Source organism: Nocardia sp. NPDC052112, from assembly GCF_040680135.1.
GTDB lineage: Bacteria > Actinomycetota > Actinomycetes > Mycobacteriales > Mycobacteriaceae > Nocardia.
In genome coordinates, this window is the sequence record NZ_JBFAWD010000007.1 from 177,613 (window position 1) to 199,963 (window position 22,351).

Genomic DNA, 22,351 nt, shown 5'->3' on the forward strand with positions numbered 1-22,351 from the left:
GGACTCGCGAGGCGGATCGAGTGGCGGGACCAGCGGTGACGCTAGCCTTACGGCATGCGTGAGCCAGTCGACTGGTCATGGCTACGTCAACCGATCCCGGTTGTCGATGTGGACATGTACCTGGGCATGCCCGAAGATATCGCGCGGACCGTCGAGATCCGTGACGGCCTGATCGTGCATTGCGAATCCCCGTCGCCGAACCACGTGGCGATCAGCGACAACATCAAGGGTGCGCTGCGCGAGGCGGTGTCCAAGCATCCCAGCGAGGCACCTTGTCTGCGGGCCAGCGGCGAACTCGACATGCTGGTTTCCGAGGTGCCCTTCCACTACAAGCGGCCCGATGCGATCGTGTACCGCCGCATCGATGAGCCGCGCGGCAAATGGAAGACCAAGCCGATGGCATCGGACACGCTATTGGTCGTCGAGGTCGTATCTCCCAACACGGTGACCGCCGATCTGGTGGAGAAGCGGGCGGAGTATGCGCGGCTGGGCATCGCGCACTACTGGATCGTGCGCATGGTGCAGGACGACGGCCCGGTGACATCGATCGAGATGCTGCGGCTCACCACCGACGGCACCTATGTCCGGGAGAACATGTCACTGCGAGCCCGTGGCGATGCGGTCGCGGTCGACGTTGCCGACCCGCTCGACGTGACCATCAGCTGGAATCAGCTCGATCTCGGTCTGGACTGACGCGTCCGGTCCAGAGCGGCGGCTTGGAAACAGTCCATGTCGCAAGATCCGTTCGGGAGCCGTGCAGGTCCCGGCTCCGCCGTCAGCGCTTCATTTGCCCTGCCATCGCCATCAGCGCATCGCGCCGGGGCATCGAGAGCAGCGTCTCGAACGTCGCGCGGTAGTAGTCGCTGCTGACGAAGACGGGACCGTCAGGGAGATTCTCGATGGTGAGTCGCGCCACTTCCTCGGCCGACATCACCTCGGGCAGCGCCGACGTGTCGATGCCCTGGTTGGCCGCGGCTTCGGATTCTGTTGCGCCGGGGCAGAGCGTCAGGACATCGATCCCTTCGGGCTCGAGCTCTGCCCACAGCCCTTCGCCCAACGCTTTCACCAGCGCCTTGCTGGCCGAATACGCGGCCGAATACGGGCAGCCCATGAAGGCTTCGACCGAACTGGTGAAGATCAGGCCGCCGTGGCCGCGGCGCCGCAGGCGCGGGATGAAACCGTGGGCCAACTGCATCGGCACATGACAATTCACCATCAACATGTCCGCCATCGCTTGCGGATCATTGTCGACGTGGGCACCTTTCATGCCGAAGCCCGCATTGCTGACAACCAGCCCGACATCGAGCGCGCCGGTGGCGTCGAGCATCTGCTGTGTGGCGGTCGGTGCCGACAGGTCTATCTGTAAGGCCCGCACCTGAACACCATGTTCTTGCGACAGCTTGGCGGCGGACTCCTCCAGCCGGTCGAGTCGACGCGCGACCAGCACGAGGTCAAGCCCCATCGCCGCCAGCACCTCGGCGAACGCCTTACCGATGCCCGATGACGCCCCCGTAACCAGCGCGACCGGTCCATACCTGTCTTCGAAGTCGCCGATACTCAATCCAGCCTCAATTCCATGTTCCCACTGACGATCTCGCTTCGTTATATCGGATGATCGTGCCGACCGGCCGTCTGCCTTCCATCGGGCGGAAGGCGTCGGGTCGCGCCGCGAATCTGCCGCGCTATCGGTGTCGAGCCAGTTGTCGAGTTCGGCTTGGTCGTTGCCTGCGCGAGCTCGAGGCTGCCCGGTGGCGCGGTGCCGGGAGCGGCTCATCGTCCCTGCCAACGCGGGGAACGTTTTTCGGCGAAGGCGCGCGGCCCCTCCTGCGCGTCTTCGCTGTAGTAGCAGTATTCGGCGGCATGCCGTGCCGATCGCAGAGCGGCCGAACGGCCCATTTCGGTCGAGAGCATCACCGTTTCTCGGGCCGCACGCACCGATAGCGGAGCGCCCGCCAGGACTTCGCGAGCCAATTCGATTGCGGTCGTGAGCAATTCGGCTGGTTCGGCGACGCGATTGACCAGCCCGATGTCGTAGGCGCGCCGGGCGGTGATGGGCTTGCCGGTGAGCAGGATTTCCATCATGACCCGCTGCGGGATCATATGAATCAGCGGTGCCGCCCACGGCGCGCTCCGGCCCACCTTCACCTCGGTGATCGCGAAGCGCGCGGTGGTGCTCGCGACGCACAGATCGCAGGCCTGGGCGATCATCCAGCCGCCCGCGTAGGCAATGCCGTTGACCGCTGCGATGGTGGGCTTGGACAGCTCGATCGTGTCGTACGGGAGCGCGAACATATCGCGCGGTGGCACCCGCATACCGGTTTCCACCATCTCTTTGAGATCGCCGCCCGCGCAGAAGGCCTGGTCACCGGCGCCGGTGAGAATCGCGATGCGCAGGGCGGGATCTCGCTCGAACCGGTCCCAGGCCGCGGCCAGTCCCGCCCGCACTTCGGCGGCCAGACAGTTGCGAATCTCCGGTCGGTTCAGCGTGATCACGGCGATGCCATCGTCGCGGGCGTCGAAAAGCACTGCGTCGCTCATCAAAATCCTCTCCGCGCAATGGTGTGGGCGGCCCGCGCCAGGTCATCCCGAAAATCGGGATGGGCGATCGCGATCAGTCGGCGAGCGCGCTCGGCGAGGGTCCGGCCACGCAACTCGGCCGCGCCGAATTCGGTGACGATCACGTCTACATCACTGCGGGCGGTGGTGACCGGACCAGAGAGGCCAACGGTGATCCGGCTGATGGTGCCGTCCTTGGCGGTGGCGGGCAGCACGATAATGGAATGCCCACCCGGCGAGCGCGTCCCGGCGCGCACGAAATCCACCTGACCGCCGGTACCGCCGAGGTAGGCCGAACCGCTCTGCTCCGCATTCACCTGACCGGTGAGATCGACCTCCAGTGCCGAATTGATCGTCACCAATTCGTCCAGTCGGGCAAGCACTTCCGGATTGTGGGTGTACGACGTGGGGCACATGCGGATACCGAGGTTGCGGTGGGCGAATTCGTACAGCCGCTCGGTGCCGATCAGGGCACCGGTGATCGATACGCCCCGGTCGATGCGCTTGCGCGCATTGGTGACGACTCCGGCCTCGACCAGATCGACCAGCCCGTCACCGATCATGCCGGAATGTACGCCGAGATCCCGGCGGTCGTGCAGCAGGCGCAGGATGGCATCCGGCACCGCGCCGACTCCGGTCTGCACGACCGATCCGTCCTCGATGAATGCGGCGGCGTGTGCGGCGATCGCGGTATCGGTCGCACCGATCCGGGCGGGCGGCACCCGCACGGGCGGCCGCGAAACCTCGACGGCATAGTCGATTTCGGACGCGGGAAGCAGCTCGCCGTGAGTCCATGGCACCTGCTCGTTGACCTCCGCGACCACCACGCGGGCCCGTGCCACGGCCGCCCGCACATAGTCGCTGATCAGGCCGAAGCTGTGGTTGCCGCGCGCGTCCGCGGGACCCACCTGAACGAAGGCCACATCACAGCCGATGATCCCGTCCGCGATGAGCGTGGCGACCTGGCTGACATGGCAGGGAATCACACTGAGCCGGTGGGCGGCGGCCAGTGCGCGCAGCGCACCGATCGCCCCCATACTCGACAGCGAAAAGCTTTGTGCCGCGGCCTCGGTGAACAGGCCGGAGAAGCTGGTCGCGATGAATGCCGACAGCCCGCCGATATCGCCGCCGCCCGCGATCAGCGCCTCGATCAGGGTGGTCGGCTCGCCGCAGGCCTGACCGATGACGATGCGATCGCCGGGGCGCAGGAATTCGCGCACATCCAGGTCGGACTCGGCGATGACCTTCATGCGCCCACCGCGCCGATCTCGCCGATGATCTCGGCGGTGTGCTCCCCGAGTCGGGGCGCCGGACCCGCGATACGACCGGGTGTCCGGGAGAACCAGGTCGGCGGACCGGGGAAACACACGGTGCCGTAGGCGGATTCGACCGTCTCGAAGAAGTCGGTCGCCCGCAGGTGCGGGTTGTCGAACAGTTCGTCGAGGGTGCGGACCGGCGCGGCGGGAATATCCAGGGACCGCAGCAATTCCAGCCACTCCCGCGTCGAACGTTCCCGGAAGGTCTCGCCCAGGAGCGCATAGACGGTATCGATGCGTCGGGCCCGCTGCTCGAGGGTGGCGAATTCCGTACTCGCCCAATGCGGTTGCACGGCTTCGACGAAGGCCGACCACTGCTTGTCGTTGTACACCAATGCGGAGAGATAACCGTCTTTGGTCCGATACGGCTTCCGATTCGGCGTCACCGCACGGGGATATACCGCGGTGCCCAACGGCGGATCGAACAACGCGCCGTTGGCGTGCTCGACCAAGAGGAACGCCGCCATGGTCTCGAACATGGCGACCTCCACCTCCTGGCCCGCACCGGTGCGCTCGCGGTGGAACAGCGCCATGACCGTGGCGTACAACGCCGTCAGACCGGCCACCTTGTCGGCCATGATGGTCCCGACATAGCCTGGCGCACCGGTCAATTGCTCCTGCACGAACGGCAGGCCGCATTCGGCCTGGATGGTGTCGTCGTAGGCGGTGAGATTCGCATCCGGTCCGCGGCGGCCGTACCCGTAGCAATTGGTGTAGACGATCGACGGATTGAGCGCGACGACCGCGTCGTAGTCGAAACCGAGGTCGGTGATCGCCTTGGCGCGCATCGAATGGATGAAAACATCTGCGGTGCGGATCAATTCACGCAGTGCGGTCTTTCCGTCCGCGGACCGCAGGTCCAGCACCGCACTGCGCTTTCCGCGGTTCACATTGACGAAAACCCCACCCATACCCGATTCGGGTCCGACCGAAATGTAACGGGTGTTGTCCCCGGCCGGCGGCTCGATCTTGATCACGTCCGCGCCCATGTCGGCCATGATCTGGGTGCAATAGGGCCCCATGACCATGGCCGTGAGATCCACGACCCGCACCCCGGACAACGGACCCGAATGTTGCATCTGCCTCAGCCTCCACGATTCGGCGCGGTCCCCAGAGCACCGCGGGCGTCGACAGACTATAAGATTAATCCTTGCAAGGATAGCAAAGATGCTGATATCAAGAGGACGTGGAAAGTAGCATCGCGCGGGTCCTCGACACCGCGCTTGCCACCCGCCCGAACGCGCCCGCGATCGAGGCGGCCGCGGGTATCTGGTCGTATGCGGAACTCGACGACCAGGCGCGGCGGGCGGCGGGCGCACTGTGGTCGCTCGGCGTGCGGCCAGGCGACCGAGTGGCCGCGTGCCTGTCTAACGACCTGACGATCGTCGCGGCTTTCCATGGCGCGCAACGGATCGGCGCGGTGTGGGCGGGTATCGGTGAGGCGCTGTCCGAGAGTGAACAACGGCACCTGTACGAACTGTGCGAACCGGCGGTGGTCCTCGCGGGCCCGCGCTGCCGGTTGACCACACCGGAGTGCGTCGACAGCGCGCGCTGGACACAGCTCATCGCTCGGGCCGAGGCGGCGCCCCTGGTCGACCCCGCGATCGACGCACCCGCCGCCATCGCCTTCACCAGTGGTACCTCGGGGCGGCCGAAAGCCGTCGTACACAGCCAGCGCAATCTGTTACTGCCGGGCGCCGCACTGGTCGCGACCCGCGGCTGGGGACCCGACTTGCGCAAAGGCGACAGCTTCCCGCTGACCATCCTCAACCTGATGGTGCTGTCCACCCTGCTGACCGCACAGGCCGGTGGCTGTGCGGTCATCATGGATCGCCGCGACGTCGACGGGGTGGCGGAGTGGATCGCCACGCGCCGGGTGACGGTCTGGAACGGTGCTCCCGCACAGCTTTTCGACCTGGCCCACCGTCCGGAGCTCGAGCTGAGCTCGCTGCGGGAGGTGTGGAGCGGCGGCAGCGACACTCCGGACCAGCTGCGTGCGGCCTTCGCCGCCGTGCACGGCGTCGTACCCCGAGCCACCTATGGCCTCACCGAGGCGCCGACCGTGGTGTCGATCGACCCCGTCGACGGTGCCTGGCGACCGGGCTCGAGCGGCCGGGTGCTGCCGCAATACGACGTCGCGGCCTACGACGACGAGGGACACCGCCTCCCCGCGGGCGAACTCGGCGAATTGCGGCTGTGCGCAGCCGGAAACGGCCCGTGGGCGCATCGGTGGCGGCCGCTGCTCGGGTACTGGGAGTCCGGTGGTCTCCGGCCACCCGAATCCGGCCCGATCGCCACCGGTGATATCGGGACCGTCGACGACGAGGGATGGCTGACGGTGCTGGATCGCAAGAAGTTGGTGATCATCCGGGGCGGGGCCAATGTCTACCCGCTGGAAGTGGAGCGTGTCATCGGCGCCCACCCGACCGTGGCCAAGGTCGCGGTCTGCCCGGTACCCGACGACCGGCTCGGGCAGCGGGTCGCCGCATTGGTCGAATCAGCCGGTGAAACCATGGATTTCCAGGCCCTGACCGACGCGTGCCGGACGGCGCTCGCCGGTTACAAGGTGCCGGAGATCTGGTGCCGGGTCGATGCCCTGCCGGTCAATGCCATGGGCAAGATCGACCGCACCCGCCTCGGCGAACTCGTCGACCGGCATCGCGGCACCGGGGAGACCAGGTGACACCGAACAGCGCCACGCGAATGTTCGATCTCGACGGCCGGGTCGCGATCGTCACCGGTGCCTCCTCCGGCCTCGGCGCGGCAGCGGCGCAATCGCTGGCATCGTTGGGTGCGCGGGTGGCGGTGGTCGCCCGCCGAGGCGACCGGCTGGCCGAACTCGCGAAGCGCATCGACGGCATCGCCGTCGCCTGCGATCTGTCCGACCTCGAGCGCGCGGGCGGCGTCGTGTCGTCGGTGGTCGAACAATTGGGTCCACCGGAGATCCTGGTCAATGCCGCCGGAAACCGGTTCACCACCGAACGCGCCGAATCCGAGGCACTTCCTGCGGTGCGCGACACCGTGGATCTCAATCTGCTTGCCCCATTTATGCTGGCACAGCAGGTATTTCCACATATGCGCGCCGTCGGGCGCGGCTCGATCGTCAATGTTTCGTCCATCAGCGGCCGCGTCGGCGTCCCCGGCATCCCGCAGGCATCCTACGCGGCGGCCAAGGCGGGCCTGTCGGGCCTGACCGCCGAACTGGCGGTGCAGTGGGCCCGGTATTCGATCCGGGTCAATACCGTGGCACCCGGCTTTTTCCGCAGCGAGATCACCGACTCGCTCTACGACAGCGAGCGCGGTGCCGAGTATCTGCGCCGCAACACCCCATTACCCGAGCACGCGACCGCCGACGACATCGTCGGCGCCATCGTCTGGCTCGTCGGCGATGCCGCGAGCTACGTCACCGGTCAGACCATCGTCGTCGACGGCGGCTGGACCGCACGATGACGGATTCCAGAAAGGACCTCTCCACCAATGTTTTCCGCACTTCTCATCGAGAAAGGTGAGGCCGGGCAATCGGTTTCGCCGACCAGCCTGGACGAGAGTCGCCTGCCCGACGGAAACGTCACCGTCGAGGTGGCGTACTCCACGTTGAATTACAAGGACGCCCTGGCCATCACCGGCGCCTCGCCGGTGGTCCGGAAGTTCCCGATGGTGCCCGGCATCGATTTCGCCGGGGTTGTCACCGAGAGCACCCACAGTGCCTGGGCGACCGGCGACAATGTCGTGCTCAACGGGTGGGGTGTCGGCGAAACCCAGTGGGGCGGTTTGGCGCAGCGCGCCCGAGTGGACGGGGACTGGCTGGTGCCGCTGCCCGCCGAATTCACCGCCCGGCAGGCGATGGCCATCGGCACGGCCGGTTATACGGCGAGCCTGTGTGTGGACGGGTTGTGGGACCACGGCGTGCGGCCGGACCAGGGCGAAATCCTGGTGACCGGAGCGACGGGCGGTGTCGGCAGCGTCGCGATCGCCCTGCTGGCCAAGGCGGGCTTCACCGTGGCCGCCGCGACCGGCAAGACCGCGGAGGTCGACTACCTGCAGCAGCTCGGCGCCGCCACGGTGGTGGACCGCGCCGAACTCGCGACCGGCGGCAAGCCGTTGCAGAAGGAGCGCTGGGCGGGCGTCATCGACGCGGTCGGCAGTCACACCCTGGCCAATGCCTGTGCCCAGACCAGATACGGCGGCGCGGTCGCCGCCTGCGGCCTCGCCGGAGGCATGGACTTTCCGTCCACGGTCGCACCGTTCATTCTGCGCGGGGTGACCCTGCTCGGCATCGACAGTGTGCAGGCGAGCAAACAGCGACGTCTCGCGGCCTGGAGCCGCCTGGCGCGCGAGGTGGATGCGACCGCGCTGGCGGCGATCACCCGCGAGATCGCGCTGGGGGATGCGATCGACGCCGCGGATCAGCTCATAGCAGGCACGGTGCGGGGCCGCATCGTCGTCGATGTCAATCGGTAATCCGCCGTCATATTCAGGAGAAGCAGTGAGCGCCAAGACAATCCGAACCGAATCCGAGGTCGTCGAACTCGACCTGTCCGATGTGGAGCCCCGGGTCGGACAACCGATCGGCGGCGGACAACTGTGGGAGCCGTGCAGCGCCTCCGACATTCGCCGCTGGGTGATGGCGATGGACTATCCCAATCCGCTGCACTGGGATCACGAATTCGCCAGCGAATCCCGTTATGGCGGCATCATCGCACCGCAATCCATCGCGGTGGCACTGGATTACGGACACGGCTGCGCCCCCGCGTGCGTCGGGCGCATTCCGGGCAGCCACCTGATCTTCGGTGGCGAGGAATGGTGGTTCTACGGCGCCGCGGTACGGCCCGGCGACAAGTTGTTCCAGGACCGGCGTTTTCACGACTACAAGGTGGTCCAGACGAAATTCGCCGGGCCGACGATGTTCCAGCGCGGCGATACCACCCATCGCAATCAGCACGGCACCCTGGTGGCGCGCGAACGGTCCACCTCCATCCGGTATCTCGCCGCCGAGGCGAATAGACGCGGTATGTACGAGAACCAACTCGGCGAGGTCAAGCGCTGGACCGACGCGGAGCTGACCGGGATCGCCGCCCTGCGCCACGAGTGGCTGATGACCAACCGCCACGGTGTTTCACCGCATTTCGACGAGGTCGAGGTCGGCGATACGCTGCCGCGGCGGGTGCTCGGACCGCACAGCATCGCCAGCTTCACCACCGAATACCGGGCCTTCCTTTTCAATATCTGGGGCACGTTCGGCTGGGTGACGCCCGAGGGGGTCGCGGATCCGTGGGTCTACCAGGATCCGGGCTGGACCGACGGTTTCGCCTTCGACGAGGAGGGCGCCAAGATCGATCCGCGCAAGCGCGACGGATTGTATGTCGGTCCGTCGCGCGGCCATATCGATGGTGACAAGGCGGGTGCGGTCGGCATGGCACGCGCCTACGGCTACGGCGCGACCATGGGCGCCTGGTGTACCGACTACCTGGCCTACTGGGCCGGCAACGACGGTCTGGTGCGCCACATCAAATCGGATTTCCGCGGACCCGCCTTCGAGGGAGATGTGACCTATTTCGATGCCGAGGTCGTCGGCAAGGATGCCATGTCCGCATGGGGCGTACCGCTGGTGCAGATCAAGCTGCGGCTGACCAATCAGGACGGCGGGGTGCTGGTGGACAGCATCGCCGAGGTCGAACTGCCGTTGTGACGGCGCCGAGAAGATAGTGATGAGCGAGCCACCGATGGTGATATCCGAATCCGCACAGTCTGTTTCGATTGCCGCCGGGCCGCCGCTCGACGAGGAGCCCGGTCTCGGCGCACGCACCCTGCCGGGCTTTCTGCGCGAGGTGACGCGGCGGTACGGCGACCGTGAGGCGGTGGTCGGGCACGACCTCCGGTGGAGCTACCACGACCTGTGGGAGCGCGCGGTCGAGGTGGCCCGCGCACTGCGCGCCGCCGGGGTCGGGCACGGCGGCCGCGTCGGTGTGCTGATGACCAATCGTCCCGAGTGGATCGCGGCGGTATTCGGCACCTCCCTCGCCGGGGGTGTGGCGGTCACGCTGAGTACCTTCTCGACGGCCGACGAGCTGGAGTACCTGCTCGACGAGTCCTGCGTATCGGTGCTGCTGTTCGAACGCCACGTGGCGGCAAGGGATTTCGCCGCCGTCCTGACCGAGTTGGAACCGCGGATCGGTACGGCCGCGCCCGGCAGTTTGCACTCGGTCCGATTTCCCTTCCTGCGCCGTCTTGTCACGGTCGGTGAGCCGGACAATGCCGTCGAGACCTGGGACTCCTTCCTGGCGCACGGCCACACCGAACCGGCCGAGGTGATCGATGCGACCGCGGCGGCGGTGCGCCCGAGCGATACCGCCGTGCTGTTCTTCTCCTCCGGTTCCACCAGCCGCCCCAAGGGCATCCTGAGCGCGCATCGCGGTGTCACTATTCAGATGTGGCGCTTCCGGCGCATGTACGGATTCGGCCCGGCCGACGATGTCCGCTGCTGGACCGCCAATGGATTCTTCTGGTCCGGAAATTTCGCCCTGGCGCTGGGTGCGACGCTGGCCAGTGGCGGTGCCATCGTGCTGCAGCCGACCTTCGATGCCGTTGCGGCACTGGAACTCATGCAGGCCGAGCGGGTCAACTTCCCCTTCGCCTGGCCGCACCAGTGGGCCCAACTGGCGGCCGCACCCAATTGGGGGAGCGTGGATTTGCACAGCATGCGGTTCGTCGACCGCCGCAGCCCCTTCGCGCGCCACCCCACGGTGTCGAGCCGCTGGGACGAGCCGGGCCACGCCTACGGAAACACCGAAACATTCACCATCACAACAGCTTTCCCCGCGAACACACCCGAAGAAATACACGCGGGCAGCAGCGGCGTACCGCTGCCCGGCGCCACCATCAAGATCACCGACCCGGTCGACGGGACCGTCGTAGCCCGCGGTGAACGCGGCGAGATCTGCGTCAAGGGCCCCACGCTCATGCTGGGCTACCTCGGTACGCCACTGGACGAAACGCTCGACACCGAAGGGTTCTTCCACACCGGCGACGGCGGATATCTCGACGACGCCGATCGACTGTTCTGGGAAGGCCGACTGACCGACATCATCAAGACCGGCGGCGCCAACGTCTCACCGCTCGAAGTCGACGAAATACTGGCCGCCTATCCCGGAGTCAAGATCGCCCGAACCGTCGGAGTCCCGCACGAAACCCTCGGCGAACTCGTGGTCGCATGCATCGTGCCGCATACCGGAACACCCCTCGACCCCGACGAGATCCGCACCTTCGCCAAAGCGCGACTCGCCAGCTACAAAGTCCCCCGCGCAGTGCTGTTCTTCGACGAGGCCGACCTCACCCTCACCGGCAGCGCCAAGATCAAGTCCAGCGACCTCCGCGAATTGGCGGCCGAGCGCCTGGCGCAGTAGTCGACCTCGCCACTCGGTGCCAGGGTGCGCGGCATCTTCGAACGTTGGACCCCCAATGTTTCCCAGTCGATCCGAGGTGGCCGCGATTAGCCCCGCCATCCGTGCCAGAACGAGTGCGCGCCGCTCGATATGACTCCTTTGACTGCGCTCGGGCGAAGGTCGGTGGTTGGGAGCTGATCGATTGGTAGCCAGTCGAATTCGAGGTGGTCTTCTTGGCTGACCGGTGCGCCGTCGAGTTCGGCATCGAAGATGAGGTTGACTTCGTGATGGGCTGTGTTGTCGTCGATGTACCCATGCTCGACGACGCCGGCGAAGCCGGTGACTCTGCCACTGGTCCCGAGTTCTTCGATCAGTTCGCGGATGAGCGCGGATTCGATAGGTTCGCCGGGTTCGACGTGCCCGCCGGGGAGGAAGGCCCATTTCTTGCCACGTTCGCGTGCGACGAGTAGCCGGTCGCCGTCGCGGATGACGGCTCGGGCAATGATTTCGGTCGCGGCGCTCATGGTGCCCTCCATGTCAGAGATGCCTTTTAGTGTGTGTGAGGTGATTTCGGAGCTTACCGGCGAGGATGTAGCGGTCGGGGTGGGGCAGGTTGTTGCCGGCATCGGGGAGGTGCGGCCGCTGCGGCCGCTGCGCCGAGGCCGCAATCATGTGTCGTGGGTGATGTCATCCTCGCGTGGGTTGTTGGTCTGCAAGGTGCTGGTGGGAGTCGGGACAGCGCTGGTCGAGCGTTTGGCCGAGCATCACCGGCTGTGCGAGCACCATGCCCCGATTGTGCCGCTTGTGGCGTTTGCTGAATCATGCCCTGCTGTCGGTCGCCTGCCGCTGGTAGTGCTCGACTATCTGGAGGGAATCGACGCTGAAGAGGCAGCACCATCGCTCGATCCGGCAGTCATGGTGGAGGTGATGCGGTCTACTGGTGCGGCCGTTGCTCGGCTACACCGAGTTCCGGTCGAAGGATTCGGGGATGCGGTTACGGGGCTGGGCGCTGGTCCGCGGACGTGGCCCGAGGTCGTTGAGCAACGTATTCGGCATCTGTTGGCCACGACCACAATGGATTCCGGCTCGACAGCGCTGTTGCGTTCGGCATCGGATGTGGTGTGTGAGGTGGCGGCTGAGTTGACGATGGTTCGACCCGCTGCGACTCATCTGGATGTGTTTCTACCGAATATCCTCGTCGACAGCGAAGGCCGATTTCTACGGCTGCTGGACCTCGAACATCTTCGATGGGTCGACCCTGTCATGGATTTCGTGAAGCCAGCCATGTGGATGTTCGAGCAGCGCCCGAGTTGGGCGCATGCGTTTGCGGAAGGGTATGCGGCAGTGGCGGGTTGGCCGGACACATGGGAGCAGCGAATGTCGGTAGCCACCGGACTCGAGTTGATCAGCGGTGTCGATTACTGGGCACGGGTCAACGCCCGCGACATGTTCGATGACTACTCGCGCCGCTTGCATGGTTGGGTCAGCTCGGGTGGCTCCGAGCATGCGTGGTCGAGGATCCAGCGAGAATGATGTCGGTGGCGCGCGCGGCGTAGCTGTCCCAGTCGTCGCCGGTGACGTCGATGACCGTGCACGGCAGCGGCGATGTGCTCACCCAAGCCATCAGACGGCGTTGCGCGTGGCACACGTACTCCGCTCGTAGCCGGTCGGTGCCACCGAATCCTTCGAGGTAGCGAGCCCACCTCACGCCGCGATGCTGTCGTGTGGATTCGACACACTGGGTTTGGATCCGCGTTTCCGGTACCCGGAGCACAATGAGGTGCAGGCCGAGATCGGCGAGACTCCGCTCATGGTCGAGCAGTTCATCGCGGCTGGCGGGTAATCGATAGACGGGCAGGTCGAACGCCAAACACTCCAGGACCGCCGTCGGTGTCCATTGGGGCGCGCACCGATGACCGGGCAGCGTGCTGGCATGGAACCGGCGGTCGGTGTCCTCGAGGAATCCAGTCAACGTGTGTAGCCATGACAGGATCTCGGCAGTGTGGTCCACGGCGCTACCAGCCGTGTATGTGTGGGTGGTGATGGTCGCTGCCTGCGGCAGCGCGAACACCGATTGACAGTCCGCGTCGATCAGATGCGCCAGGATGCGTTGGTAGACAGTCGTTTTGCCCGCTCCCCAGACACCGGCAAGTACACAGCCTCTCATGAGCGGATCCAGCGACGAATCCTGTCGGCCAGGCTCGGCAGTTGGGCGGGATCGGTCCACGTCAACGCGAGCACAGGCATCGCCGCCGCGAGCCGCGACCACCAATCATGTTGTGCCGTATGGCTAACAGCATGCGGGAACAGATTCAACCAGTCGCCGCCAAGTGAGTCGCCACGGCCGAAGTCCATATGTCGGCACAGAAACGGGCCGTCGACAACGCGCGGCGGCGGTTCCGGTGAACGTTGCATGACGACGATCCGGCCGACGGCCGCGTGCGCCGCAGGCCGAGTGCCGAAGATTTCGGCGACCTCGAGCGGCGTCAATTCAACCTTGCCTTCCACAAGGTTTCGCCCGCGTGCTGGTGTGAGGTCCCGCCACGCCTGTGCGAGCGGGAGCGAGCGGGCCATTCCTTCCGCTGTAATTCGCCATGCCATGGGTACCCCGACTGCCAGCCAACTCTCGCTGTGCGTCATGACCATGGTCCGGTCCCCGGACACTGGGGCCGCGCCGTGTTCGAGCAACGCGGTAAGCATGGCTGTCTTCCCTGCCCCGGCCTGCCCGCCAACGAGCACTCCGTCGCCGTTGATCGCGACCGTGCCTGCATGTAGTCCAATGCCGCCACGACTTTCGATGCGGCGCATGATCAGCTGTCGCACCACTCGGGTTCCGATCCGCGCGGCAGTATCGTCGTCGACGGCGGTGACTGCGATGGTTCCTGGCCCAGTATCGACCACGTGGTCATACGTCCACTCCGGCAGCAGGATGGCGCAGTAGTCAGGGCTGGACAAGTCCAGCTGTCACGGCCGATTCGTAGTTAATATTCCGGAAACTAGATTTCGTATACGTCTCACCCTGCAGTTTGCTTCCAGCTTGCCACTCAATATATGGCCGGTTGGTTCTGATTCACTTCGGCCGTTTGCGCGCTTCCGCAACAGCATCCGTGTAGAGTTCGGTGGTCAGCTCGTCTTCCGGCACACCGAGTTCGGCCAGCACCGTCCTCAGATCTGCCAGTACTGCCTGAAGATCCTCCTCCGTGGCTTGCGTTTCCAACTCAAGGAACGTGCCGACGATCTCAGGCACCGTTACGACTGTTGCCAGTACATCGTGGCCCGCGCTGACGAACCGGAAGTTCTCACAGTGCTTTGTCAGCTCGATCATGGGCGTGTACCCGAGCCGTGCGATGATCTCTTCCAATGGTTCTCGCTCGCTGACTACGGTCTCGAACTCGGGCTTGGAACCTGTCTCGGCGTCAACGGCGGAATCCTTGAAGGTCAGTAGATGGCGCGTCCCGCCAACGCCGCTGATGGTTCGCAGCCGAAATTCTCGATCAGCTCGTCCAAGCCTGTTGTCCCCGGTGTCGAAATAGACATCTCGATAAGACACCTCATCGGAATGCGCTCGTTCCCTCAACTTCGCTCGAACCGCATCAGGTTTCGTAAGACGCGCCTTGTACTCAGCTTCGATCATCTATTCGGCTCCAATTGCTTCAGACGATTCGGGTCGCGCTCGAAACTGCTTGTTCGAAAGTGCTGACGAACGCATGATGCAGGACGCCTTGGTCATTCGGGTCGAAGCGGTGTGTGGGTGATGTATGGCCCTCGCGATTCATGGTGAACGCCGATACGAAAAGAACGTCATCGATCTTGATGATCCGCCACACCGGAACCTGGCTATAGGTGTAAATCTCCACAGGTCTTCCCGCATCCGCTAGTTCCTTGATGCGCGCAATCGACAGTCGTATGCCCACTGCAAAAGAATCAGCGGACTCTCCGATGGCCTGAGCTCGTGTGGCTACTGCTTCAGATTCGGGGTCCATCAACAGCACACGAAGCCTTGCATGTGCCGGTAGCGAATCACGCAGCAGTGAATCGTTGAGACCGAGAATGCCGAGTCCTCTGATCGCCATGACGTCGATCGCGCCAGCGTCGACCGTCAGGTCACGGATCTCCTTAGTGGCCTCAGCTTGGGAGGGGTAAGTCGTGCTGATCTCAGCTCGTTGGCGAGATCCCGCCTTGGCACGCAACGCCACCAATTCGCCACCTGCGCAGAGGGCTGTGTCGATGGCGCGGATCAACTCTGCTGAAGGAAGATCGCTGTTCTCCCACTCGGCCATGGAGACGTACTGGCGTGAGTACCCGATCTTGGCTGCCAGTGCACGTTGGCTGATACCGACCTCGAGCCGCACTCGCTTGATTTCGCGCGCCAGCTCGTCGGCAACGGTCGCCGGTTGCCGGGCAGGCTCGGTGATCGGGTTATTCGTCATCGTCCCCCTGCTCATGGATTCATTCTGACTCACCGAGCGGGGATGGCAAGTCGGCTTTTCGGCGATTTGCCACCTTACTTGCCCTGCGGGCGCGGCGGTCTGCTCGTTGTAGGCACCGCAAATCCGGTGGCCTGGAATCGAGTGGGAGGCGCAGGCCATGAGAACGACGACCCGCCACGGTGTTCCGCTGCTGGACGTGGCGCAGCGAGCGAGGATGCGGCCGGAACTGCTGGATGTGATCGAGTACCGCAAGTCCGGGCTCAGTTTGAACTGGATTGTGGGGTGCCCGCTGGATTGCGGGTATTGCGTGCGGCATTTGTTCGACAACTTCGAGATGAAGGTTCCGCGAGCGCTGATGGACGACCAGGAGGCCGCCGACCTGCTGACCGGTCATCGGTACTTCAGGCCGCACGTGACACCGATCCAGCTGCTGAACCGGGCGACCGACCCGATGTTGCCCAGGGTCAAGCAGCACATCTTCACCATGCTGAAATTGCTGGATGCGCGCGGATTGACCAACCACGTTCTGGTGATCACCCGGTGGCGGATCGAGCCGGAGGACTGTGCGGTCCTGAACTCGATCAAGAATCTGAAAGTCACTGTGCTGGTGACACATTCGGGCATCGATGACCCCCGTGTAGAGCCGGTGGACTCCGCGATCGCGGCGCGGTCGCTGGCGACCGCGTTCGAGCGCGCGGACCGGTATCGGGTGGTGTTGTATTGGCGGCCGATCGTGCCGGGTCTCAACGACTCGGACGAGCATCTACGCCGTGCGCTCGCGCTGAGCCACCTTGCACACGCGACGGTGTTCACTGGCCTGTTCTTCAAAGACCAGATCCGCGATTATTACCGGGCGAATGGGCTGCCCGAACCGTATCCGGACGGTGCCCGGCGCAAGGTGTTCCCCGAGGCGCTGGAACGACGGATTCTCGATGCTGTCGACACCGGTCAGCCGGGTTCTCCGTTGTTCCGCAAGACCAGTTGCGCGGTCGCCTACGCGCACGGAATCGCCGACTACAACGGCCATTACGGTATCCGCGAACTGTGCGACATCTGCCCGGTCGCGCAGCTACAGCGGTGCGCTCGGGCGTGGCGACGCCCCGATGAACGGCATGTCGCCGATCAGGCCGCCGACCTGGGCGGCACCCTCGTAGAGGTCAACGACCGTGCTGTGGTCGTGGCCGGGTTGGACGAGCAACGCCGCTACTGCCTCCAGCACGGTCACGGCTACCAGGTCCACGACATCGACAAGCCACACCACCACAACCGGCACGGCCGCGCCGATCTCGGCTGGCCCACCACGAGGGAGAACACGCCATCATGACGACCCCGATTCCGTTCCCGAACACCCTGCACGAGCGGCAATTGGCCGTGGTCGACGTGGAGGGCAACGGGCAGAACCCACCCGAGATCATCGAGATCGCGGTGTTGCTGGTGGACGGGCCGCCGACCCCGGATGCGTTGCGGTCGTGGCTGATCCAGCCGCAACAGCCGGTGACACCGATCGTCACGCGCAAGGTCCACGGAATCACCAACGCCGATCTCGCCGACTGCCCGCCCTGGCGAGAGGTTGCCGACGAGATCGACGAAGCCCTGTGCGGGCGGGTACTGGTCGCCCACAACGCCACTGTCGAGCGCAAGGTCCTCACAGCGCATCTGCCGGACTGGAACCCGCCGCTGATTCTGGACACGCTGCGGCTGGCAAAGACGGTCTGGCAGGGGCTGGATTCATATGCGCTGGACAAACTCATCGAACGCGGCCAACTCGACACCAACACCGTTGCCGGGCAGGGCTACCACCGCGCCGGATACGACACCTGGGCCGCGTGGCAGTTGCTGTGCGCATTGATCGCTGATGGCGAACTGGACTGGCTCGAGTTGGTCACTGCGGCTGGCCTTCCCGAGTTCCTGCCTCTCCCAGAACCCGAAGGAGGTTTGTGGTGAATTCCTTCGATCAGCCGGTCACCATCGCGGTGGTCGGCACTCATTCCACCGGCAAGAGCACCTTCCTTGCCAGGCTGGCTCACGAGCTACGCCGGACGGGCCTGCAAGTCTCCACGGTCGCGGACCTGGGCGAACAAGCGCAACGCTTGGGCTTGCCGATCCTGTGGAATCACACGTGGACCTCCACGTTGTGGATCATGACGCGCGGGATCAGCAACGAGCTCGAGGCGTGGCTGCACGGTGATGTCGTGCTGGTCGACCGCGCGGTCCCCGACGCGCTGGGCTACTACCGGGCCGCTCTGGACTATCGCGGCGAGACCCCGGACCCGGAGGGATGGTCATATCTGGAGACGCTGGCTCGCGCCCATAGCGACCGCTATCACCTCGTCTTCCGCACGCAGCTCGACCCGGATATTCCGTTGGGCACCAACAAGACCCGCGATGGCAACCAGCAATTCCGGACACTGGCCGACTACCACGTCGGGGCGGTGCTGAATGAGTTGGCGCTCCCATGGCTGCCTCTGACCGCCGACGGCCACGAGGTTGCGCTGGCACTGGCGACTGGTTTCGTCGCCGAACAACTCGGTGACGACGCGATCCCCAGCCCGGCCAGTGCCACCGCGTGAGCGGCCTGATCCTCCCTATTCCCCTTCACTCGCAATGCAACTGACAGTTACTGGTGGTGAGAGCATGCAACCCGCAGAACCTGACATCCCAGACGGCGACCGCCGACCGAAAGCGATCGGATTCGTGCGCGGAGCCGTCTCCGGACTCGACGCGCCCCGACACGCGCTTGCGATTGAGCGGCACGCCCGATCGCTGGGCTTGCGCTACCTCTACACGGTGCGGCCCCCACAAGGGGCTACCGACCCGATCGGCTACGCGCTGGGTATCGCGGCAGGGCTGGGTGCGGCGGCGATCGTGGTGTACGACCTGGCCCACGTCGATAACCAACCAGCGCGTGTCTGCGAAGACTTCAACCTGGAAACCGTGTGCCCGCCAGAAACCTGGGCGCGGGTCATGTACCCGGCACCGATCGAAACGGGGGCGGCGTGATGAACAGGACCGTGATCGTGACGCCCTCGCAGGTCTGCGACAACGCCGATGTCGAACTGGCACACAAGCAGATGCAACGTCATCTCGCCTGCCGGGTCGCCCACTGCCTATGGAAAGCGGCAGCGTACCACACGTTGGTGGACGCGGGCCGACTCGCACCGCAGACTTCGAGCCCACGCGAGCGCGCCGCCGCGCGAGGAATCGCGTTCCCGCCACTGGACAGCCAGTCGTACGTACACAACGGGCCGACGACACAGACGATCCACGAAGTGTTGAGCAAGCTTTCGGAGTTGGCATCACCTGCCCCGAGCGCGAGCACTCCCGGCGGCGAAGGCAATCAATAACTTTCGAGGGGCTGATATGAGCGAGCGCTGCACGGAAGTGGACGGCTGGGTCGCACACTGGCTACTCGATCACCACCATGTTCGAATAATGCTGGTGGGTAACGAATCCGAGACACAACCTTTGTTTTCGGCTGCCGTGCTCGCCGCTGTCCCCGACTTGGCGGAGATGCGTGAACGGTTCCCGAAACTGTCAGGGTTGTGGGATGCGATCCGTCGAGAGTACTGGGCAGAATTCTTTACAGCTCAAGAGAATTCACGGGGAACGATCTAACGGAAGGGCGGAATGGATCGAGTATCGGATCCTGCGGGTAAAGCGGAATTGTCACGCGGGCTGATACGAACAGTTCGTGCGCTCGGGTTGATCGGAAAGCCGATCTCGGCCCGTAATCTCGCGGGCGGCTTTCGTCTCGGACCGACTATCGCCGCGCTGCGCTGGCTGCTGGACGGAGGATATGCCGCGTCCGGAACATCGCACACCGGAGGGCGACACCGCGAGCCGGTGTACTGGCTCACCGATAACGGCGTCCGGCTACATCGACTCAGGCGCGGTAGCGCGCGATCGTGAACATGGCCTTCGCGTCGGAGTCGAATGGTCCGGCGGACTGTCGCACAAGGCGATGGACTTCTTGTGGTCGCCGATTGTCGAGTGAACGGAGATGGCGTGTGCAGCGCGTCGAATTGATCTCAGTGGGCGGAATCAGTTTGGACGCCGCAGCCCACCCCGGCAGCGCGCCGACTGCTCGCGGCACGTTGCTGCTGGTGCACGGCATCACCGTCGATATGGACGAGGATTCGATGTTCGTTCGGCTCGCCGACCGCGCGGCCGAAACGGGGTTCGACGTGCTGCGTTTCTCGTTGCGCGGCCACGGATCCAGTGGTGGCACCCAGCAGGGCGTAACGATTGCTGTGAGTGCCTGGACCTGCCGGCAGCTCGGCGGCGGGCGCTTGCCGCCCGAGGACGTCGGAAGGGGCGGAGATGGATCTACTCGCGCGTCGCGACGATGAAGACGCTCGGAAACTGGCGCTTGTCCCGGAGGGCGGCCATGGCTACCTCCAGCATGAGGACGGGTCATGGTCCTTGGTCGGTGATGACGGGTGGCGGGTCGATCCTGAAGAACTCCACGCCGATGCCACTGCCCCGATTGCCGCTGTGACGTTCGCACCGGTCGATGTAGACCTTCTGGCCGATGTCCGCCGTGGCCTTCTGTCTATGCCATCAGTGATCGACATAGAGCTGATCTTCCTGCAGGACAACGAGATTCGATGACGGGCGACGGATGGATCACGCTCGGGTGGGTGGCCGTGATCGGTCTGCCATTGGCGGTCGGGGTCGCGGTGATCCTGTGGCCCGAGCGCATCCCGAAAGAGCGCACGATGGAAGCGATTCGGCAGCGGGTAGAGGACGAACGCCCCGAACATGGAAGGCAATCGATCTGTTGATGGAAGCGAGCCCGTCAGGGTCATCGGTGGGCCGGTCGGCACATGCCTTCGTCAGCAACTCCAGCTGGTCATACGGCGTCTTCCAGCTGTTGCGCAAGAGGAACCAACCTGCGACGAACGCCGCGAGCAGCGTCCCGACGCCAGCGGCGAAGGGAAGTTTATCGAGGTTCCTCCGAAATGCATTGCGGTGTCATGGGTTTCGCGGTTTACGCAGTCCGAGTACGCCAAGAGCGCACCCGGCCTTGCCCGTGCAGGTTTGTCGCCGAGCGCTACCTGTGGGAGCGTGGCGAAGATCAGGTCATTCGTAGAGCATCGACAAGTCGATAAGTGTGACCTCATCCGACTCCGCGGCGGTTCGGGCCTTGTCGTTGAAACCGGCACCGCTGAAGCACAGCAGCCGGGTTCGACTGGTGTCGTACCGGTCGTTGCGGGTGATGACATCCCGAATGCGCCGGAGGCGATCTACGTGGCCTTCTCCCACGGTGTCGTTCCACTTTGCCTCGCCGATTGCCAGCAGCGGCGGCTTGCCGCCGTCCGAAATGCCGATTACCGCAACGTCGATCTCGTGACTGAGCCGGGTACTGCTGTCGTGGACTACGCCGTGACCCACCTTGGCCGGAAGATCGGCGAACAGTGCGGGATCGGCATGGTGCAGCGTCCAATCTCGGCACACCTGCTCGAAATGTGGCCCCAAGACGTTACTGACGAACCTGCGCCCGCTGGCGCGCCATACCCGGTCAGCGCTTCCGGGACGCTCCAGTTGGTCCCAGACCGGGCGCATTATGGCGTGGTAGAACCGAATCAACGGCTCCGAGATGCGATAGGTGGACCGGTTGTCTCGGAAGACATCCGCGTCGCGGTAGAGCAGCCCGACATCCTCCAGAACATTGATGGGATGGGCAATGTCAGGCGCTTTGCGTTCCAAATAGCTCGCGATACCGCCGCGGGTGGCGTTACCCTCGGCGACGGCGGCCAGTACGGACAAATACAGTGCGGTGTCACGCAACTCGGGCTCCTCGGCCAGCAGATAGCGCGGCTCCCGAAACAGCGGTGTCTCCGGATTAAGCACAGTGCGAACTACCCAGTCATCGAAGTCGTCTGGTCCGGCCGGCGCGTCCCCACGCGCGAACTCCCGCCGATACGCCGGAGTACCTCCCACGATCGAATGCACCTGCAGCGCCAGCCGCGGGTCGGTGATTCCCCAGAATTCCGCCGCAAGACGATAGTCGAGCGGACGGACCAGCAGCTCGAGCCCAGCGCGCCCACGCAAAGGTGCGCTGCCGGACAATATCCGACCCATGAACGACAACGCGGATCCGCACAACAGCAACCGGGTGCGCGAGTTCATCCGCTGCGCACGCAGCGGCCGCAGGGCCTCCTGGATTATCGAGGGAAGCTCCGGATTCGCCTTCGCCAGATACGGAAACTCGTCGATGACCACGGGAACCGGCCGTTCAGCACCCAAGCTGAGCAGCGTGTCGATCACCTCCGCCCAACCGTGGAAATGGAACGGGCTGGCCGGCCGGGCATGGGCGGTCAAGGCAGCGCTGATGCGCCGCAGCGATTCGGCGTCGGTCGCCTCTGTCGCACCGAAGTAGAAGCCTCCCGCTGCATGGCAGATCGCCTCGAGCAAGAAGGTCTTGCCTTGCCGACGCCTACCGGAGACCACGCCGAGCGTCGTGCCGGGCTGCTCGTCCGAGACAAAACGGGTCAGCGCAGACCACTCGTAGTCACGGTCGAACATGTCCGCAGGTTTCCGCATGGCATTCCCCAAGATTTGTAGGGATACAGTTTATAGAACTGTATCCCTACAAATCTACGATCTCCATATGCCGACGCGGAGGGGTGCCGAGAAGCAATCTCTTCCGTGAACTCGGATCCAT

The 22,351-nt window shown here is 64.7% G+C and carries 26 protein-coding genes; 16 read left to right on the forward strand and 10 right to left on the reverse strand.

Features of this window, described 5'->3' with window-relative positions; translation table 11 throughout:
- Positions 1 to 54 precede the first annotated feature (54 nt).
- Positions 55 to 693 (forward strand): Uma2 family endonuclease, encoded by a 639-nt coding sequence (locus AB0L58_RS15890; protein ID WP_364387048.1) that lies wholly within the window; start codon positions 55 to 57, stop codon positions 691 to 693.
- 82 nt (positions 694 to 775) lie between these two features.
- Here the strand turns inward: AB0L58_RS15890 and AB0L58_RS15895 are convergent, their stop codons facing one another.
- The 4 genes from AB0L58_RS15895 to AB0L58_RS15910 form a co-directional block, all read right to left on the reverse strand.
- Entirely contained in the window at positions 776 to 1,561 is a 786-nt protein-coding gene (locus AB0L58_RS15895; RefSeq protein WP_364387050.1) for an SDR family NAD(P)-dependent oxidoreductase, read from the reverse strand.
- 209 nt (positions 1,562 to 1,770) lie between these two features.
- Positions 1,771 to 2,538, reverse strand: coding sequence for an enoyl-CoA hydratase-related protein (locus tag AB0L58_RS15900; RefSeq protein ID WP_364387052.1), 768 nt, complete (start codon positions 2,536 to 2,538; stop codon positions 1,771 to 1,773).
- Positions 2,538 to 3,806, reverse strand: a complete 1,269-nt coding sequence (locus AB0L58_RS15905) for an acetyl-CoA hydrolase/transferase C-terminal domain-containing protein (RefSeq protein WP_364387054.1) — start codon at positions 3,804 to 3,806, stop codon at positions 2,538 to 2,540. The genes AB0L58_RS15900 and AB0L58_RS15905 overlap by 1 nt, the downstream gene beginning before the upstream one ends.
- Positions 3,803 to 4,951: a CoA transferase gene (locus AB0L58_RS15910; RefSeq protein ID WP_364387056.1), complete on the reverse strand. Its 1,149-nt coding sequence runs from the start codon at positions 4,949 to 4,951 to the stop codon at positions 3,803 to 3,805. Before AB0L58_RS15910 ends, AB0L58_RS15905 begins: the two co-directional genes overlap by 4 nt.
- A 107-nt stretch (positions 4,952 to 5,058) precedes the next feature.
- On the opposite strand from AB0L58_RS15910, the gene AB0L58_RS15915 reads away from it, so the two are divergent.
- From AB0L58_RS15915 to AB0L58_RS15935, 5 genes are read left to right on the forward strand one after another with little or no spacing between them, the layout of a single operon-like run.
- Complete coding sequence (locus AB0L58_RS15915; protein WP_364387058.1) at positions 5,059 to 6,555, forward strand: class I adenylate-forming enzyme family protein; 1,497 nt, start codon at positions 5,059 to 5,061, stop codon at positions 6,553 to 6,555.
- A complete protein-coding gene (locus tag AB0L58_RS15920; protein WP_364387060.1) occupies positions 6,552 to 7,322 on the forward strand; it encodes an SDR family oxidoreductase in 771 nt (256 codons plus the stop codon). The genes AB0L58_RS15915 and AB0L58_RS15920 overlap by 4 nt, the downstream gene beginning before the upstream one ends.
- Positions 7,323 to 7,349: 27 nt before the next feature.
- Positions 7,350 to 8,333, forward strand: a complete 984-nt coding sequence (locus AB0L58_RS15925) for an MDR family oxidoreductase (RefSeq protein WP_364387062.1) — start codon at positions 7,350 to 7,352, stop codon at positions 8,331 to 8,333.
- 25 nt (positions 8,334 to 8,358) lie between these two features.
- Complete coding sequence (locus tag AB0L58_RS15930; RefSeq protein WP_364387064.1) at positions 8,359 to 9,561, forward strand: MaoC family dehydratase N-terminal domain-containing protein; 1,203 nt, start codon at positions 8,359 to 8,361, stop codon at positions 9,559 to 9,561.
- 19 nt (positions 9,562 to 9,580) lie between these two features.
- Positions 9,581 to 11,275 carry a class I adenylate-forming enzyme family protein gene (locus AB0L58_RS15935; RefSeq protein ID WP_364387066.1) on the forward strand — a complete coding sequence of 565 codons (1,695 nt, stop codon included), beginning with the start codon at positions 9,581 to 9,583 and terminating at the stop codon, positions 11,273 to 11,275.
- A gap of 86 nt (positions 11,276 to 11,361) precedes the next feature.
- On the opposite strand, the gene AB0L58_RS15940 is transcribed toward AB0L58_RS15935, so the two are convergent.
- Positions 11,362 to 11,778, reverse strand: coding sequence for an NUDIX domain-containing protein (locus tag AB0L58_RS15940; protein WP_364387068.1), 417 nt, complete (start codon positions 11,776 to 11,778; stop codon positions 11,362 to 11,364).
- A 10-nt stretch (positions 11,779 to 11,788) separates the two neighbouring features.
- Here AB0L58_RS15940 and AB0L58_RS15945 point away from each other — a divergent pair, with 10 nt between their 5' ends.
- Positions 11,789 to 12,787 (forward strand): aminoglycoside phosphotransferase family protein, encoded by a 999-nt coding sequence (locus AB0L58_RS15945; RefSeq protein WP_364387070.1) that lies wholly within the window; start codon positions 11,789 to 11,791, stop codon positions 12,785 to 12,787.
- Here the strand turns inward: AB0L58_RS15945 and AB0L58_RS15950 are convergent.
- The 4 genes from AB0L58_RS15950 to AB0L58_RS15965 all read right to left on the reverse strand — a co-directional run bounded on the left by AB0L58_RS15950 (position 12,738) and on the right by AB0L58_RS15965 (position 15,684).
- Positions 12,738 to 13,421 (reverse strand): hypothetical protein, encoded by a 684-nt coding sequence (locus AB0L58_RS15950; protein ID WP_364387072.1) that lies wholly within the window; start codon positions 13,419 to 13,421, stop codon positions 12,738 to 12,740. The two genes, AB0L58_RS15945 and AB0L58_RS15950, sit on opposite strands and share 50 nt — an antisense overlap.
- Positions 13,418 to 14,209 carry a hypothetical protein gene (locus AB0L58_RS15955; RefSeq protein ID WP_364387074.1) on the reverse strand — a complete coding sequence of 264 codons (792 nt, stop codon included), beginning with the start codon at positions 14,207 to 14,209 and terminating at the stop codon, positions 13,418 to 13,420. The genes AB0L58_RS15950 and AB0L58_RS15955 overlap by 4 nt, the downstream gene beginning before the upstream one ends.
- A gap of 115 nt (positions 14,210 to 14,324) precedes the next feature.
- Positions 14,325 to 14,888 carry a class IV adenylate cyclase gene (cyaB, locus tag AB0L58_RS15960; protein ID WP_364387076.1) on the reverse strand — a complete coding sequence of 188 codons (564 nt, stop codon included), beginning with the start codon at positions 14,886 to 14,888 and terminating at the stop codon, positions 14,325 to 14,327.
- Positions 14,889 to 14,907: 19 nt separating this feature from the next.
- The gene (locus tag AB0L58_RS15965) at positions 14,908 to 15,684 is read right to left on the reverse strand and encodes a helix-turn-helix transcriptional regulator (protein WP_364387078.1); all 777 of its coding nucleotides are present in this window, start codon (positions 15,682 to 15,684) and stop codon (positions 14,908 to 14,910) included.
- Positions 15,685 to 15,841: 157 nt separating this feature from the next.
- Between AB0L58_RS15965 and AB0L58_RS15970 the strand changes: the two genes are divergently transcribed.
- The 9 genes from AB0L58_RS15970 (at position 15,842) to AB0L58_RS16010 (ending at position 20,468) form a co-directional block, all read left to right on the forward strand.
- Positions 15,842 to 17,008, forward strand: coding sequence for a radical SAM protein (locus AB0L58_RS15970; protein ID WP_364387080.1), 1,167 nt, complete (start codon positions 15,842 to 15,844; stop codon positions 17,006 to 17,008).
- The gene (locus AB0L58_RS15975) at positions 17,005 to 17,628 is read left to right on the forward strand and encodes a 3'-5' exonuclease (protein ID WP_364387082.1); all 624 of its coding nucleotides are present in this window, start codon (positions 17,005 to 17,007) and stop codon (positions 17,626 to 17,628) included. Before AB0L58_RS15970 ends, AB0L58_RS15975 begins: the two co-directional genes overlap by 4 nt.
- Positions 17,625 to 18,254 carry an AAA family ATPase gene (locus AB0L58_RS15980; RefSeq protein WP_364387084.1) on the forward strand — a complete coding sequence of 210 codons (630 nt, stop codon included), beginning with the start codon at positions 17,625 to 17,627 and terminating at the stop codon, positions 18,252 to 18,254. Before AB0L58_RS15975 ends, AB0L58_RS15980 begins: the two co-directional genes overlap by 4 nt.
- 64 nt (positions 18,255 to 18,318) lie before the next feature.
- Positions 18,319 to 18,684: a hypothetical protein gene (locus AB0L58_RS15985; protein WP_364387086.1), complete on the forward strand. Its 366-nt coding sequence runs from the start codon at positions 18,319 to 18,321 to the stop codon at positions 18,682 to 18,684.
- Positions 18,684 to 19,028 (forward strand): hypothetical protein, encoded by a 345-nt coding sequence (locus tag AB0L58_RS15990; RefSeq protein ID WP_364387088.1) that lies wholly within the window; start codon positions 18,684 to 18,686, stop codon positions 19,026 to 19,028. Before AB0L58_RS15985 ends, AB0L58_RS15990 begins: the two co-directional genes overlap by 1 nt.
- Before the next feature lie 16 nt (positions 19,029 to 19,044).
- Positions 19,045 to 19,299, forward strand: coding sequence for a hypothetical protein (locus AB0L58_RS15995; RefSeq protein ID WP_364387090.1), 255 nt, complete (start codon positions 19,045 to 19,047; stop codon positions 19,297 to 19,299).
- A gap of 392 nt (positions 19,300 to 19,691) precedes the next feature.
- A complete protein-coding gene (locus AB0L58_RS16000) occupies positions 19,692 to 20,033 on the forward strand; it encodes a hypothetical protein (RefSeq protein WP_364387092.1) in 342 nt (113 codons plus the stop codon).
- Complete coding sequence (locus tag AB0L58_RS16005) at positions 20,005 to 20,295, forward strand: hypothetical protein (protein WP_364387094.1); 291 nt, start codon at positions 20,005 to 20,007, stop codon at positions 20,293 to 20,295. Before AB0L58_RS16000 ends, AB0L58_RS16005 begins: the two co-directional genes overlap by 29 nt.
- Positions 20,292 to 20,468, forward strand: coding sequence for a hypothetical protein (locus tag AB0L58_RS16010; protein WP_364387096.1), 177 nt, complete (start codon positions 20,292 to 20,294; stop codon positions 20,466 to 20,468). The genes AB0L58_RS16005 and AB0L58_RS16010 overlap by 4 nt, the downstream gene beginning before the upstream one ends.
- A 298-nt stretch (positions 20,469 to 20,766) precedes the next feature.
- Here the strand turns inward: AB0L58_RS16010 and AB0L58_RS16015 are convergent, their stop codons facing one another.
- Positions 20,767 to 22,212: an ATP-binding protein gene (locus AB0L58_RS16015; protein WP_364387098.1), complete on the reverse strand. Its 1,446-nt coding sequence runs from the start codon at positions 22,210 to 22,212 to the stop codon at positions 20,767 to 20,769.
- Positions 22,213 to 22,351 lie beyond the last annotated feature (139 nt).

Excerpts from the sequence above, each read along its gene's own strand:
- AB0L58_RS15890 (WP_364387048.1), top strand. The coding sequence starts at position 55 with ATGCGTGAGCCAGTCGACTGGTCATGGCTACGTCAACCGATCCCGGTT.
- AB0L58_RS15900 (WP_364387052.1), bottom strand. The coding sequence starts at position 2,538 with ATGAGCGACGCAGTGCTTTTCGACGCCCGCGACGATGGCATCGCCGTG.
- AB0L58_RS15905 (WP_364387054.1), bottom strand. The coding sequence starts at position 3,806 with ATGAAGGTCATCGCCGAGTCCGACCTGGATGTGCGCGAATTCCTGCGC.
- AB0L58_RS15910 (WP_364387056.1), bottom strand. The coding sequence starts at position 4,951 with ATGCAACATTCGGGTCCGTTGTCCGGGGTGCGGGTCGTGGATCTCACG.
- AB0L58_RS15925 (WP_364387062.1), top strand. The coding sequence starts at position 7,350 with ATGTTTTCCGCACTTCTCATCGAGAAAGGTGAGGCCGGGCAATCGGTT.
- AB0L58_RS15935 (WP_364387066.1), top strand. The coding sequence starts at position 9,581 with ATGAGCGAGCCACCGATGGTGATATCCGAATCCGCACAGTCTGTTTCG.
- AB0L58_RS15940 (WP_364387068.1), bottom strand. The coding sequence starts at position 11,778 with ATGAGCGCCGCGACCGAAATCATTGCCCGAGCCGTCATCCGCGACGGC.
- AB0L58_RS15945 (WP_364387070.1), top strand. The coding sequence starts at position 11,789 with ATGTCAGAGATGCCTTTTAGTGTGTGTGAGGTGATTTCGGAGCTTACC.
- AB0L58_RS15950 (WP_364387072.1), bottom strand. The coding sequence starts at position 13,421 with ATGAGAGGCTGTGTACTTGCCGGTGTCTGGGGAGCGGGCAAAACGACT.
- cyaB (WP_364387076.1), bottom strand. The coding sequence starts at position 14,888 with ATGATCGAAGCTGAGTACAAGGCGCGTCTTACGAAACCTGATGCGGTT.
- AB0L58_RS15965 (WP_364387078.1), bottom strand. The coding sequence starts at position 15,684 with ATGACGAATAACCCGATCACCGAGCCTGCCCGGCAACCGGCGACCGTT.
- AB0L58_RS15970 (WP_364387080.1), top strand. The coding sequence starts at position 15,842 with ATGAGAACGACGACCCGCCACGGTGTTCCGCTGCTGGACGTGGCGCAG.
- AB0L58_RS15975 (WP_364387082.1), top strand. The coding sequence starts at position 17,005 with ATGACGACCCCGATTCCGTTCCCGAACACCCTGCACGAGCGGCAATTG.
- AB0L58_RS15985 (WP_364387086.1), top strand. The coding sequence starts at position 18,319 with ATGCAACCCGCAGAACCTGACATCCCAGACGGCGACCGCCGACCGAAA.
- AB0L58_RS15990 (WP_364387088.1), top strand. The coding sequence starts at position 18,684 with ATGAACAGGACCGTGATCGTGACGCCCTCGCAGGTCTGCGACAACGCC.
- AB0L58_RS15995 (WP_364387090.1), top strand. The coding sequence starts at position 19,045 with ATGAGCGAGCGCTGCACGGAAGTGGACGGCTGGGTCGCACACTGGCTA.
- AB0L58_RS16005 (WP_364387094.1), top strand. The coding sequence starts at position 20,005 with ATGGATCTACTCGCGCGTCGCGACGATGAAGACGCTCGGAAACTGGCG.
- AB0L58_RS16010 (WP_364387096.1), top strand. The coding sequence starts at position 20,292 with ATGACGGGCGACGGATGGATCACGCTCGGGTGGGTGGCCGTGATCGGT.
- AB0L58_RS16015 (WP_364387098.1), bottom strand. The coding sequence starts at position 22,212 with ATGTTCGACCGTGACTACGAGTGGTCTGCGCTGACCCGTTTTGTCTCG.